Raw genomic sequence first — 13,178 nt, 5'->3', positions numbered from 1 at the left:
CCGTCCGGGTAACGGAATCACCTGACTTACCCCCGCCTCCCCTCGTAGTGTCGAGGCGAGCACTGAGGGTCATGTGGAGGGGGAGCACGTGTCGTTCGAGCGGGAGTGGCAGGACTTACGAGGCCAGGCGTCGGCCGACGTCCGGATGCGGCTGAACGGTGAACACGGCGGAGGGGCGGCCGACCTGACCGTCCGGCGGGACGATCTCGGCGCCATCGGCAACGAGGCGTACGCCCTGCGCACCACCCTGAGCAAGGCCGGCGATGACGCCGACCAGGTGACCTCCGGGGCGGCGACCGCGCTCACCCAGGGGAACTTCGTCAGCGGGGCTGCCCTGACCAAGGCCAACGACCGCTGGTCGACGCAGCTGAAGACCTTGCTGGACGCGTGCGCGCGCATCTCGAACCACCTCGACTACAGCAAGGCGGCGCACGACAAGGACGAGCTGGACATCCAAGGGAGCCTGGCCTCCGTGTCGAAGATCAGCGAGTACTGGAAGTAGGCCCGGGCCGGTGAAGTACGAAGACGTGATCCACGCGCCGCTGGGCCAGCTGAAGAACTCGGTCGACGCCTGGGGCAAGCTGGCCACCAAGCTGGAGACCCTGGCCACCGAGGCGCGTGACGGAATGCAGACGAAGGCCGACCGCGCCGACTGGAAGGGACTCAACTCCACGGTCACGCGCGACTTCATCCGTCAGACGGTGAAGGAGTTCGCCGACGCGGCGAAGGCGGCCAAGGGCATGCACGCTCTCCTGAGCGACGCCCATACGGCCTTCAAGCAGGCCAAGGACGAACTCGTGCGCATCCGTGACACCGATGGCCCCGAGGCCGGTATCCGGGTCGACGGCCACGGCAAGGTCAGCCGAGTGGACCCCCTCGAGAACGACGAGGGCGCCAAGCACGACCCGGACTTCAACGCGGCAGTGAAGAAGGAGAAGGACGCCGCGGACGCCTGGCAGCGCAGGATCGACCGGATCGTCGACAACTGCGGTGACGCGGACGAGTCGTTCAAGCTGGCCCTGGAGGCCAACACCAAGGACGCACACGACTTCACGGCGCCGACGTACTCCTCCCTCGACCAGGAGGAAGCACACCGGGCGAGCGAACTCCTCGCCAAGGGAGCGGCCATCAGCAACACGCAGCTCGCGCAGCTCGACGAACTGCTGCTGGACAACAACCACCGCCCCACCTTCGCGAAGGCTTTCTACGGAAATCTGGACCCGGAAAAGGTCCTCACCCTCTACGGTCAACTGGCGACGGAGTCGAGCCAGTACGGACACTACGACGAGAAGAAAAAATTCCTCAAGGGGGTGCAGGATCTTCAGCGGGGTCTGGGTCTCAACCTTGCCACCGCATCCCAGGATGCGAAATTCGCCGCTGAGTGGGGACCGGCTCTACGGAAAATCGGCAGCGAGCGCATTGCATTGGCAAGCGATGGAACAAATTCTCCGTATGGATATCAGGTCTTCGGTGGGATTCTCCGCCACGGAAATTATAGTGCACAGTTTCTTACGCCCATTGCCGAGCATGTGACGCAGCTGGGCGCGGATGACCCGAGCATGTTCGACCCCGGCGACCAAGGAGCCACGTACAAGGACGCCTTCAACCCGGGTGGGAAGAACGGGGCGGGATACGACCCGATGATTTCGGTTCTCGAGGCATTGGGAAACAGCCCGGCGGCGGCGAAAGATTACTTCTACGGGGACCCCGTGCTGTACAACCGGGACGGGTCCGGGGTGGAGAGAGGTGGGACGTCGGATCTCGAAAACGAGTTTGGTGAGGGTGTGTCTTACCTGAAGTACTTGGCCAGCGAAGGCTACGAATCCTTCCCTGACACCGATCGTTCGGATCCCGGCAGGGTGGAAAAATCTGACACCTATATGCCTGAGGCCCTGGGGCATGCACTGGAATCGGCTACATTGGGGCGGCCTTGGGACAGTTCCGAGCCGGTAGTGCGGGATGAAAAGACGGCGGTGATCGCGGAGCAGGTTATCGATGTATATTCGGATGCCGAAACCCTGAAGCGTCACGAAGCCCTTTCGGATAGTCTTGGCAGGATGAGTTCGGCTTATATTGATGATATTAACTGGGCAATCGATCACCATGGGGAGAGGAGTGTGCACGCGCCCAATCCCACCGATGTGCACAAGCATCTCAGGGCCGACACCGATGTCGTAAGGGACTTCCTCAGCGCGCTCGGACAGCACCCGAATGCCTACGCGGCGGTCAGCTCTGCGGAGCAACTGCACACAATGAGTCATCTGGACAATGCGTTCGATGTGAGCAGCGACCAGGACAAAAGTGACGTCCGTAATGCTGTCAGAGTCGGTGCTGAAGTCCAGGGCATCCTCGACGCATCGCGAGCCGAGCAGATCAAGGCTGAAGGCGCGAAGGAGCTCGAGGAATACACAAAGTCTGAGGGAGACGAGGCGGCGTGGGATGAGTTTCGCGTGTCGGCTGGCATTACGGCGGCTGCGGGAGGGCTGATCATGACCGGAAATCCTGTCGCCAGCGGTGCAGCATTGATGGTGCCGATTGCGGGAGAGTTCGGTCAGGACCTGGTATCCCAATACCTGGGAATGTCCATCGGTGAGGCGAGTGAGAATGACATCAAGGAGAAAGGGGAAGAAATCGATGAGATGATCTCTCGGGAAAGTGAACGAGTTTACAGAGGGGGGGAGCGCCGGACCGTACTCCCCGTCGAGGAATTCATTGCGCGCCATGACATCGATGGCACCTTCAAGGAAGATCTCGTGCAGGCGCGAGTAGTCGGCTACGGCAAGGGCAACGATGTGGCAGAGCAGCACGGGAACCAGCCGCAAACGGGATGACGTGAGGTGCGCAGTGCCGAATATCCGGACGAAAAATTCGGTCCTGAGTCTTTGTGTGGTATTAGTGGTGGCTTTGGGGGGCGCGGCGTGCAGTGACCAAGGAAGCGGTGGAGAGGAGCGTGTGTCCGCCGACGAGTTGTGCGGTGGCGCATTTCGGTACGCATCAGCGGACCTGGAGAAGATAATGGGAGGGGAAAAGGAATTCCTGAGTGACTCCAGCGACTACCTTGACACCTCGGTAGAGCTGGTGGAGAGGACTCGAGAAGAGGGCGCAACGCGTTCTCGCGGTCGAGCGCAGAGTAAATGTAACGTTGGTGTCCGCGCGCGGAGCGCGTATGTGGTAACCCGCTATTACGCTCCTGCTGACCTGGCCGACAGGGGCAACGTGCGAGGCGGAGTGCACTACGACCTTGGGCTCCATGCAACCTCGGGATTTGACACTGCGAAGATCTATTTTGAGTGCGTCAGCCCGAATCTGGATGGATCGGTGAAGGACCCTGCTCGCATCATGATCGATCTTGGCTACCGACTGTCTGAAGGTAACGACCGTCTGTCTGAAGGCAAGGGGGCCGGAACCCTGCGCGAGACGTATATGAGGCTGGCACATTCTGCCGCCCTGTCCGTCGCGCGGGAGTTGGAGTGCGAGGGTGACGGCGGCCTGCCGGAGCGGCTGATTCTCAAGCGGATCAACTGAGAGAGAACTGGTCCCGGACGCCGGGGGCTGGCGAGGGAAGGCATGAGGGTGGAATCGCAACAGGTGTTCTGTTGATGAACTAATGAGGCGTTTTCAAAAAGAGTCCTGAGGAGTCTGTGACTATCGGATGCCGGGAAGGATATCGAGCAGCAGGCGAACGGAGCTGGGACCGGATGAGGCGATATGGTGACGTTTAGGTGCAGTCGGGCCTGGCGAGGAACCTTTTCCAGTGTTCTGGGTCTGAGTGTCTTCTTCGGTGCCACTGGGTGCTCCGACGAGGGGGACGGCAAAGACGCCACCGTGTCGGCTGCCAAGGTGTGTGACGGCATGTTTCGCTACGCCCCCGAGGTTCTGGAGAAGTTGGCGGAAGGGAGTCGTTTCAGGGCGGAGGGCGGGGAGAGCGGGTACATGGGGAAGGCCGTGGAGATCGTTGAAAGCACTCGGGAGAAGGGATTCAAGGAATCTCGGTCGGAATCTCCTCATTGTCGCTTCGGAGCGAAACCTCGAGGGCGTCACTTCGATCTCACGACATCGTATTACGGCCCGAGTGATGTTGATTCTGGGAAATCCTCCACCGATGCCGTCCGGTATGACCTCGGCGAGAGCGCCCTGGTCGGGTACAACTCGGCTGAACTTCTTTTCGAGTGCATAAGTCCGCGATTGGAGGGCTCCCGTGTCAATCCTGCTCGGATCAGGATGCACATCTATCAAGTGGATTTGAGCGACGATGACGCTAAGCCGCGCGATGTCTATCTGAAATTGGCGCATTCGGCCGCCCTGTCCGTCGCGCGGGAGCTGGAGTGTGAGAACGACGGCGGGCTGCCGGAGCGGCTGGTTCCCAGGCGTGTGAAGTGAGGCCCGCGGGCGGACGGACGGGGGCTCACGCCGGGGCCCGCCGCCGTCCGGATCAGTCGATGCCGTACTGCAATGTCCCCATCCTGGGACGTCGGGCAGAATCGGCCCCATGACGAGCCCGGACGACGACTCCTCCTCCACCCCGCAGCCCGAGACGCCGGAGCCGCGGTACGCCGACCGTGTGTTCCGTTCGCCGAGCGGCATCGCCGGCGGTGTGCTGCTGCTGGCGCTCGGCGGTTGGCTGGGGATCGACGCGGTGATCAACGGCAGCGGGCGGACGCCCTGGGTGGCTTTGGCGGGGTTGCTGTTCGTGGTGCCCCTGGTGGTCGCGTTCAGTCTCCGGCCGGCGGTCTTCGCCGGCGCCGACCGGCTGCGGATCCGCAACCCGTTCCGCACCGTCGTCCTGCCGTGGGCCTCGGTCGAGGGCGTTCGGGCGGGGTACAGCAGTGAGGTCCTGGCGGGCGGTGAGAAGTACCAGCTGTGGGCGGTCCCGGTCTCGCTGCGGCAGCGCAAGCGGGCCACCCGGCGGCAGGCGCGGGCGGCGGCCGAGGACGTGTCGGGCCGGACCCGGGCGCACAGCGGTGTCGACATCGACCAGAAGACGCGGGCCGCCGCCGACCAGACCATCGACGATCTGCGGGAGCTGGCCGAGCAGAACGCGGGGCGGGAGGGCGCGCAGGGCGAGCCCGAGGTGCGCTGGGCCTACGAGCTCATCGCCCCGGCGGTGGCCGGGGCCGTGCTGCTGGTCGTACTGCTGGCGACCGGCTGACCCGCTGACTCGTTGATTCGCTGACCGGCTGACCGGCTGACCGGCTGACCGGCTGACCGGCTGACCGGCTGACCCGCTGACCGGAGAACGGCGCGGCGTCCCTCGGGCCCGGTGTTCCGGCTCCCCGGGGCGCGGCGTCCCTCCGGTCCGGCCTTCCGGCCCGCCGGGGCCCGGTGACCCTCGGGCCGTCCGTCGGGCCCTCCGTTCCGGCTCCCGCGGGGTGCGGCGACCCTCCGGCCCGCGTTCCGGCTCTCCTTGGGTGCGGCGACCTCGGGGCCCGCCTCGGCCGCGGGCCAGGGGTGGACGCGGGTCGGCCCCGCTGCGAGTGCCGGGTGGGGCGGTGCGGCGGGGCCGGTACGCAGGGGAGACGGTGGGGCGGTGGTTTTCCGGGCGGGTCAGATGCCCGCCGCGGCCGCCAGGTCGGTCTTGAGCGCTGCCAGGACGGTGTCCGCCGCGGTCCGGGCGGCCGGCAGTTCGTTCGCCGAGGCCACCTCGACCACGACCTCCAGATAGCACTTGATCTTGGGCTCGGTACCGCTGGGGCGGACCACGACGCGGGCTGACCGCACGCCGTCGGCCGGCCCGGCGCCGCTGCCGGTGGGCGCGGCCAGCCGGTAGCGGAGCCCGTCGGTGGGCGGCAGCGACTCGCTGCCCCGGCTGAGGTCGTCCGCGGAGGTGACGACCAGCCCGGCCAGCTCGACCGGCGGCTGCTCGCGCAGCCGCCGCATCGCGTCCGAGATCAGGGAGAGGTCCTCGACCCGGGCGGACAGCTGGTCGGTGGCGTGCAGCCCGTGCTCCACCGCGATGTCGTCCAGCAGGTCGGTGAGGGTGCGGCCCTGGGCCTTGAGGGTGGCGGCGAGTTCGGCGACCAGCAGCGCGGCGGTGATGCCGTCCTTGTCGCGGACGCCGTCCGGGTCCACGCAGTAGCCGAGCGCCTCCTCGTAGGCGAAGCGCAGGCCGCCGGCGCGGGAGAGCCACTTGAAGCCGGTCAGCGTCTCCTCGTAGGGCAGCCGGGCGGACGCCGCGATCCGGGAGAGCAGCGAGGAGGACACGATCGTGGTGGCGAGGGTGCCGCGGGCACCGGTGCGCACCAGGTGGGTGGCGAGCAGGGCGCCGACCTCGTCGCCGCGGAGCATCCGCCAGCCCGCCTCGGTGCCGGGGGCGGGCACCGCGACCGCGCACCGGTCGGCGTCCGGGTCGTTGGCGATGACGATGTCCGGCCCGGCCTCCCGCGCGGTGGCGAACGCCAGGTCCATGGCGCCCGGCTCCTCCGGGTTGGGGAAGGCGACGGTCGGGAAGTCGGGGTCCGGGTCGGCCTGCTCGGGGACCACGACCGGCGCCGGGAAGCCGGCCCGCTCGAACGCGGCGGTCAGCGTGGTCCGGCCGACGCCGTGCATGGGGGTGTAGACCACCCGTACGTCGCGCGGGGAGCCGTCGGTGAGCACCGCGTCGGTACGGGCCAGATACGCCTGCACCACCTCGTCGCCCAGCACCCGCCACCCCTCGGAGGGGCGCGGGACGTCGTCCAGGGCGGCGACGGCGGCGATCTCGGCGGCGATCCCGCCGTCGGCGGGCGGCACGATCTGGGCGCCGTCGCCCAGGTAGACCTTGTAGCCGTTGTCGCGCGGCGGGTTGTGGCTGGCGGTGACCTCGACGCCCGCCACGGCGCCCAGGTGGCGGATGGCGAACGCCAGGACCGGGGTGGGCAGCGGGCCCGGCAGCAGCGCGGCCCGCAGCCCGGCGCCGACCATCACCGCGGCGGTGTCCCGGGCGAAGTCGGCGCTCTTGTAGCGGGCGTCGTAGCCGATGACGACGAGTCCGCCGGCCTGTCCCTGGCCGCGCAGGTAGCCGGCGAGCCCGGCGGCGGCCCGGATCACCACGGCCCGGTTCATCCGCATCGGCCCGGCGCCCAGTTCACCGCGGAGACCCGCGGTGCCGAACTGCAGGGTGCCGGCGAAGCGGGCGGCGATCTCCTCGGTGTCCCCGGCGTCCAGGAGCTTGCCGAGCTCCGCGCGGGTGTCGGGGTCGGGGTCCTCGGCCAGCCAGCTGCGGGCACGGTCGAACAGGGCGGACTCCACGGGGCTCCTCCGGAAGGTTCGGTGTGGACGGGTGCGGGTCACCCCCGCGCGGGCGGGGTCGTGCGTCGTCCCGGGGACGCGGGCCGGGGTGGGCCGGGTGGTCCCGGGTCTCCACGGTGCCCCATCCGGCGCCGGGCCGCCCGGAGGGGGCCGGGGTCCTCGTGGGCTGCGGCCAGGCGCGCCGGGGGCACCTGGGGCCCGGCGGTGGTGCCGGCCGGGCCCGGGCGTGCCGGGCGGCCGGCACCACCGGGACGCGGTTCGCGGGCCCTGGTGGTGCCGGCCGCGTGCCGCCGGGGCACCGGGCGCGTGTCGGCGCGGCGTCCGGTGGCCGCCGGTCGGGCGGCGGGGTGCGCGGACCGGGTGCGCCGGCCCGCGAGGGTGGCGGGGCGGTACCGGTCACGGTGGCACCGTACGGGCCGTGGCGGCGGACCGTACGGTTGTTCGGCACGGCCGGCCCGGGGCCGCGGCCGGGTGGTCGCGGGAGGGCGGCGGCGGCCGCTTCCCGGGCGCCGGGGAGCCGGTCGTCCGGGGGTGGCCGGCCGGGGGCCGGCCGGTGGTGACGCGTCCGCCGTGGCGGACCCGGCACCGTCAGATGCGGTCGAGCACCTTCGCCAGCAGGCTGCCCATCCGGGCGGCCGAGTCGCGGCCGGCCTGCAGGACCTCTTCGTGGTTGAGGGGCTCTCCGGTCATGCCCGCGGCGAGGTTGGTGACCAGCGAGATGCCCAGCACCTCGGCGCCCGCCTCACGTGCCGCGATGGCCTCCAGGGTGGTGGACATGCCGACCAGGTCGGCGCCGATGGTCCGCGCCATCCGGATCTCGGCCGGCGTCTCGTAGTGCGGGCCGGGGAACTGGAGGTAGACACCCTCCTCCAGCGTCGGGTCGACCTGCCGGCACAGCTCGCGCAGCCGCGGCGAGTACAGGTCGGTGAGGTCCACGAAGTTGGCGCCCACGATCGGGGAGGTCGCGGTCATGTTGATGTGGTCGCTGATCAGCACCGGCTGACCGGGCCGCATGCCCTCGCGCAGGCCGCCGCAGCCGTTGGTCAGCACCACGGTCCGGCAGCCGGCGGCGGCGGCGGTGCGCACGCCGTGGGCGACCGCGGCGACGCCGCGCCCCTCGTAGTAGTGGGTGCGGCCCAGGAACACCAGGGCCCGCTTGTCGTTGATCTTGTAGGAGCGGACCGTGCCCGCGTGGCCGGCGACGGCCGGCGGCGGGAAGCCGGGCAGCTCGGTCACCGGGAACTCGTGCTCCGGCGTACCGAGAGCGTCCGTGGCGGGAACCCAGCCGGAGCCCATGACCAGGGCCACGTCGTGGGTCTCGGCACCGGTGAGCTCACGCAGTCGCGCGGCGGCGGCGTCGGCGGCGGCGTAGGGGTCGCCCTGGATGTCCGAAGTAGCAGATGCGTTCACGCGCATGAGGGTAGCCGGTAATCGCCTACGCGCGTAGACGTTCCTGAGGAGATGTTCCGAACGTTGCGGTTCAGGCCCCTGTGGGTCACCTGTCCGGACCTCGGACCGGCCCGTGTTTCCGCGGGTTACCGCGGTGCGCTCCCCGCTGCCGCCCGGGACGTGACCCTGGTCTCAGCGCCCTGGCCGCCGCCGCGGGCGGGCACCGGCGACGGGCGCCCGGGACCGTGCCGCCCCCGCCCGCCGCACCCCTCGCCCGGCGCTCAGCACGGGCGCTTGCGCAGCTCCATCACATAGTCGTGCGGCGCCCCCGCGGACTCCGCCGCGTCGGCCAGCTCCCCCAGATAGCGGGCCGAGGGCAGCCCGCCCTCGTAGCCGTTGAGCACGTAGCACCAGGCGGCCACGTCACCGTCGAGCGTGTGCACCCGCACCCGCATCCGCCGGTATATGTCCAGCCCGACGCCCTCCCAGCGGTCCATCGACTCCTCGTCCATCGGCGCGATGTCGTAGAGGGCGACGAAGACCTGCGAGCGAGGGGCTTCCACCATCGTGGCCAGCGCCCCCTCCCAGCCCATCTGCTCACCGCCGAAGGTGAGCCGCCAGCCGGAGATCCAGCCCGTGCCGCGCAACGGGGAGTGCGGTGCGCGGCGGGACATCAGCCGCGCGTCGAGGTTGCCGGCGTACGCGGCGTAGAGCGACATGGTTCCGAGGGTACGGGAGTGCGGCGGATTGGCCTCTGAGGTGGCAGTCTCGAAGGGAGATTCATATGAAAACCGGACGGACGCTCGCGTGTGCGGCCCACCCGGGGCCCCGGGCGGAGACGGGTTGATGGGTGCGGGACAATGGAGCTTGTGACTCGGATCGTGATCATCGGTGGCGGACCAGGCGGCTACGAGGCGGCTCTGGTGGCCGCCCAGCTCGGCGCGGAGGTGACCGTCGTCGACTGCGACGGTCTGGGCGGGGCATCGGTGCTCACCGACTGCGTGCCGTCGAAGACGTTGATCGCCACCGCCGAGGTCATGACGACCTTCGACTCCTCCTACGAGGAGCTGGGCATCATCGTGGCCGACGACACCCCGCCGCTGGAGCAGGCGGCCCGGGTGGTCGGGGTGGACCTGGGCAAGGTCAACCGACGGGTCAAGCGCCTGGCGCTCGCCCAGTCCCACGACATCACCGCCTCGGTGACCCGGGCCGGCGGCCGGGTGATGCGCGGCCGCGGCCGGCTCGCCCCCGGCCAGGCCGCGGACGGCTCCCGCGAGGTGATCGTGCGGGCCGTCGACGGCACCGAGGAGACGCTCACCGCGGACGCGGTGCTGATCGCCACCGGCGCGCACCCGCGGGAGATCCCGGACGCGCTGCCGGACGGTGAGCGCATCCTCAACTGGACGCAGGTCTACGACCTGGACGAGCTGCCCGAAGAGCTGATCGTGGTCGGGTCCGGTGTCACCGGCGCCGAGTTCGCCGGCGCCTACCAGGCGCTCGGCTCCAAGGTCACGCTGGTCTCCAGCCGCGACCGGGTGCTGCCGGGCGAGGACCCGGACGCCGCCGCGGTCCTGGAGGACGTCTTCCGGCGCCGCGGGATGAACGTGATGGCCCGCTCCCGGGCGCAGGCCGCCAAGAGGGTGGGCGACCGGGTGGAGGTGACGCTGGCCGACGGCCGGGTGATCACCGGCACGCACTGCCTGATGGCGGTCGGCTCCATCCCCAACACCGCGGGCATCGGCCTGGAGGAGGCGGGCGTCCGGCTCAAGGACTCCGGCCACGTGTGGACCGACAAGGTCTCGCGGACCACCGCGCCCGGCGTCTACGCGGCCGGTGACTGCACCGGTGTGTTCGCGCTCGCCTCGGTCGCCGCGATGCAGGGCCGGATCGCGATGTACCACTTCCTGGGCGACGCGGTCGCGCCGCTGAACCTCAAGACCGTCTCCGCGAACGTCTTCACCGACCCCGAGATCGCCACCGTCGGCTACTCGCAGGCGGACGTCGACGCCGGGAAGATCGACGCCCGGGTGGTCAAGCTGCCGCTGCTGCGCAACCCGCGCGCCAAGATGCAGGGCATACGGGACGGCTTCGTGAAGATCTTCTGCCGCCCGGGCACCGGCATCGTGGTCGGCGGCGTGGTGGTCGCGCCGCGGGCCAGCGAGCTGATCCACCCCATCTCGCTCGCGGTCGACAACAACCTGACGGTGGAGCAGATCGCCAACGCCTTCACCGTCTACCCGTCGCTGTCCGGGTCGATCGCCGAGGTCGCGCGGCAGCTGCACACCCGGAAGTCGCAGAGCGAAGGCTGACCGCCGGCCCCGGTCCGGGGCCGGGCCGCGGGCGGTGACCGCGTGCCCGGAGCGGGACGCGGGCCGCTCCCGGCCGGGGCGGCCCGCCCCGGTCGCCCCGCCGTGCGCCCCGGCGGAGTCCCTATACCACTTCACACGTTCGGGAACGAACAACTTCCGATATTTGCTGCAAGCTGCTGAAAGCAGATGGACGTTGGCGTTACTGTCAGTTTCGTGTTCGCTGCAGAACGTCGCCAATTGATCCTCGAAATGGTGCGGGCGAACGGAGCCGTGTCGCTCCGGGAGCTCGCCCGCGTCGTCCAGACCTCAGAAGTGACCGTACGGCGGGACGTGCGGGCGCTGGAGGCAGAAGGACTCCTGGACCGCCGGCATGGCGGTGCGGTGCTGCCGGGCGGATTCACCAGGGACTCCGGCTTCCCGCAGAAATCCCATCTAGCGACCGCGGAGAAGACGGCCATCGCCGACCTCGCCGCCGGTCTCGTCGAGGAAGGCGAGGCCATCGTGGTCGGCGCCGGGACCACCACGCAGGAGCTGGCCCGCCGGCTCGCGCGCGTCCCGGGTCTGACCGTGGTCACCAACTCCCTGCTCGTCGCGCAGGCGCTGGCCCACGCCAACCGGGTCGAGGTCGTGATGACCGGCGGCACCCTGCGCGGCTCCAACTACGCCCTGGTGGGCAGCGGTGCCGAGCAGTCCCTCCAGGGGCTCAGGGTCTCCCGTGCCTTCCTCTCCGGCAGTGGGCTGACCGCCGAACGCGGGCTGTCCACGTCGAACATGCTCTCCGCCAGCGTGGACCGGGCCCTGGTGCAGGCCGCGTCCGAGGTGGTGGTGCTGGCCGACCACACCAAGCTGGGCACCGACACCATGTTCCAGACCGTGCCCACCGACGTGATCACCCGGCTGGTGACCGACGAGCCGCCGGCGCACGACGACCGGGCGGTGACCGAACTCCAGGCCCTCGCCGACCAGGGTGTGCAGATCACGGTGGCCGGGCCGGGCGCGGGCGGCGGCCCGGGCACCGCCGCGACCGGGCCGATCGGCGCGGTCGCCGCGGACACCGGCGGGGCCGGGCGCCCGCCGGCCCGGCTCGCCCCCGGACAGCATCCGTCGGGACGCGGCCCGGACGACGGCGGCATGCCGCTGCCGGGGCAGCGCCGCAACCACCAGCCGGGGACCGGCGGGTCCCCACTGCGCGGCGCCGTCCCGCTGGACGGCGGCCGGGCGGACGGGGGCCGGGCCGATCCGGGCCGGCTGGACACCGGCCGGGTGGCCGACCTGGCGCCGCGCCGCCGCTGAGCCGCCGGCGGCCCGCGGCCGGATCGGCCGCCGCGGCCGCGCGGTGGCGGAACCGGGGGCGGGGCGGAACCGGGGGCGCGCCGGCCGGGGACGCACCGGCCAGTCCGCGCCCGGTCAGCGGGGTTTGAGGCCGGTGAAGGTCAGGGTCAGCAGCCGGTCGGCGAGCCCGGGGTCGTCCGGGGACTGCTCCACCGCCAGCGCGATGGCGTTGGTCAGCTGCATCAGGTCGGCGATCTCGACGTCCGGCCGCACCGAGCCCGCCCCCTGGGCCCGGGCCAGCAGCGCGCTGCCCGCCTGGTGAATCGGTTCGCTGCAGCGCGTCAGCTCCGTGCTCTCCTCGGCGGACGCGCAGAGGAACGCGCGGGACAGCCCGCGGTAGGTGCTGGCGTGGTCGATGACCGCCCGCAGCCAGTCGACCAGCGCCCGGCAGGGCTCCGGGGCCCCGGCCAGCTCCTCCGAGCGGGCCATCAGGGCGTCCATCTCGCCGTAGAAGACCGCGCCCATCAGCGCGGTGCGGTTGGGGAAGTGGCGGTAGAGGGTGCCGATGCCGACGCCCGCGCGGCGTGCGATGTCCTCCAGCGAGGCGTCCGTGCCGTGTTCGGTGAAGGCGGTACGCGCCTCGGCCAGCAGCCGCTCGTAGTTGCGGCGGGCGTCGGCGCGCTTGGGCCGTCCGGTCCGCACGCCGTACCCCTGCGCCGTCTCGGCCGTCATCGCCGGTCCCTTCCGTCCGCTGGCCTTCCCGTAGCCCAAGGATGCCATCCGCCGCCGGTGGGGTGCCGCAGCGCGCGAAGGCCCCGGCCTGGAGTCCAGGCCGGGGCCCGCTGGACCCGCCGTGGGGCGGGTCGAAGCGCTGTTCCGCTCAGTGCGCCGGGTCAGTCCTTGATCTCGCAGATGACGGCGCCGGAGGTGAGGGAGGCGCCGACCTCGGCGGCGAGGTCCTTGATGGTGCCGGCGCGGTGT

General features: G+C 70.4%; 11 protein-coding genes. 7 read left to right on the top strand and 4 right to left on the bottom strand.

Translation table 11 applies throughout. The annotated features are described in order from the left end of the window. Positions 1 to 88: 88 nt before the first annotated feature. From ACH4B3_RS16555 to ACH4B3_RS16535, 5 genes are all read left to right on the top strand, one after another. Entirely contained in the window at positions 89 to 502 is a 414-nt protein-coding gene (locus tag ACH4B3_RS16555) for a hypothetical protein (protein WP_398463559.1), read from the top strand. Positions 503 to 512: 10 nt separating this feature from the next. Then, a complete protein-coding gene (locus ACH4B3_RS16550; RefSeq protein WP_398463558.1) occupies positions 513 to 2,831 on the top strand; it encodes a hypothetical protein in 2,319 nt (772 codons plus the stop codon). 121 nt (positions 2,832 to 2,952) lie between these two features. Continuing rightward, complete coding sequence (locus ACH4B3_RS16545; RefSeq protein ID WP_398463557.1) at positions 2,953 to 3,525, top strand: hypothetical protein; 573 nt, start codon at positions 2,953 to 2,955, stop codon at positions 3,523 to 3,525. A 300-nt stretch (positions 3,526 to 3,825) separates the two neighbouring features. Then, positions 3,826 to 4,380 (top strand): hypothetical protein, encoded by a 555-nt coding sequence (locus ACH4B3_RS16540; RefSeq protein ID WP_398463556.1) that lies wholly within the window; start codon positions 3,826 to 3,828, stop codon positions 4,378 to 4,380. A gap of 109 nt (positions 4,381 to 4,489) precedes the next feature. Then, positions 4,490 to 5,149, top strand: coding sequence for a PH domain-containing protein (locus ACH4B3_RS16535; protein WP_398463555.1), 660 nt, complete (start codon positions 4,490 to 4,492; stop codon positions 5,147 to 5,149). Between the two features lie 395 nt (positions 5,150 to 5,544). Here ACH4B3_RS16535 and ACH4B3_RS16530 read toward each other — a convergent pair whose 3' ends face one another. The 3 genes from ACH4B3_RS16530 to ACH4B3_RS16520 all read right to left on the bottom strand — a co-directional run bounded on the left by ACH4B3_RS16530 (position 5,545) and on the right by ACH4B3_RS16520 (position 9,335). Further along, complete coding sequence (locus ACH4B3_RS16530) at positions 5,545 to 7,227, bottom strand: phospho-sugar mutase (protein ID WP_398463554.1); 1,683 nt, start codon at positions 7,225 to 7,227, stop codon at positions 5,545 to 5,547. Positions 7,228 to 7,815: 588 nt separating this feature from the next. Further along, positions 7,816 to 8,637: a purine-nucleoside phosphorylase gene (locus ACH4B3_RS16525; protein ID WP_398463553.1), complete on the bottom strand. Its 822-nt coding sequence runs from the start codon at positions 8,635 to 8,637 to the stop codon at positions 7,816 to 7,818. A gap of 260 nt (positions 8,638 to 8,897) precedes the next feature. Next, positions 8,898 to 9,335, bottom strand: a complete 438-nt coding sequence (locus tag ACH4B3_RS16520) for a gamma-glutamylcyclotransferase (protein ID WP_398463552.1) — start codon at positions 9,333 to 9,335, stop codon at positions 8,898 to 8,900. A gap of 141 nt (positions 9,336 to 9,476) precedes the next feature. Here ACH4B3_RS16520 and ACH4B3_RS16515 point away from each other — a divergent pair, with 141 nt between their 5' ends. Then, complete coding sequence (locus ACH4B3_RS16515) at positions 9,477 to 10,925, top strand: NAD(P)H-quinone dehydrogenase (protein WP_398463551.1); 1,449 nt, start codon at positions 9,477 to 9,479, stop codon at positions 10,923 to 10,925. 249 nt (positions 10,926 to 11,174) lie between these two features. Beyond that, entirely contained in the window at positions 11,175 to 12,218 is a 1,044-nt protein-coding gene (locus tag ACH4B3_RS16510; RefSeq protein WP_398463831.1) for a DeoR/GlpR family DNA-binding transcription regulator, read from the top strand. Between the two features lie 114 nt (positions 12,219 to 12,332). Here ACH4B3_RS16510 and ACH4B3_RS16505 read toward each other — a convergent pair whose 3' ends face one another. Further along, complete coding sequence (locus ACH4B3_RS16505; RefSeq protein WP_398463550.1) at positions 12,333 to 12,929, bottom strand: TetR/AcrR family transcriptional regulator; 597 nt, start codon at positions 12,927 to 12,929, stop codon at positions 12,333 to 12,335. Between the last annotated feature and the right edge of the window lie 249 nt (positions 12,930 to 13,178).

Source organism: Streptomyces sp. NPDC018031 (genome assembly GCF_044327625.1).
GTDB lineage: Bacteria > Actinomycetota > Actinomycetes > Streptomycetales > Streptomycetaceae > Streptomyces.
This window is presented reverse-complemented; position numbering and strand designations above follow the sequence as displayed.

Excerpts from the sequence above, each read along its gene's own strand:
- ACH4B3_RS16535 (WP_398463555.1), top strand. The coding sequence starts at position 4,490 with ATGACGAGCCCGGACGACGACTCCTCCTCCACCCCGCAGCCCGAGACG.
- ACH4B3_RS16520 (WP_398463552.1), bottom strand. The coding sequence starts at position 9,335 with ATGTCGCTCTACGCCGCGTACGCCGGCAACCTCGACGCGCGGCTGATG.
- ACH4B3_RS16515 (WP_398463551.1), top strand. The coding sequence starts at position 9,477 with ATGGAGCTTGTGACTCGGATCGTGATCATCGGTGGCGGACCAGGCGGC.
- ACH4B3_RS16510 (WP_398463831.1), top strand. The coding sequence starts at position 11,175 with ATGGTGCGGGCGAACGGAGCCGTGTCGCTCCGGGAGCTCGCCCGCGTC.
- ACH4B3_RS16505 (WP_398463550.1), bottom strand. The coding sequence starts at position 12,929 with ATGACGGCCGAGACGGCGCAGGGGTACGGCGTGCGGACCGGACGGCCC.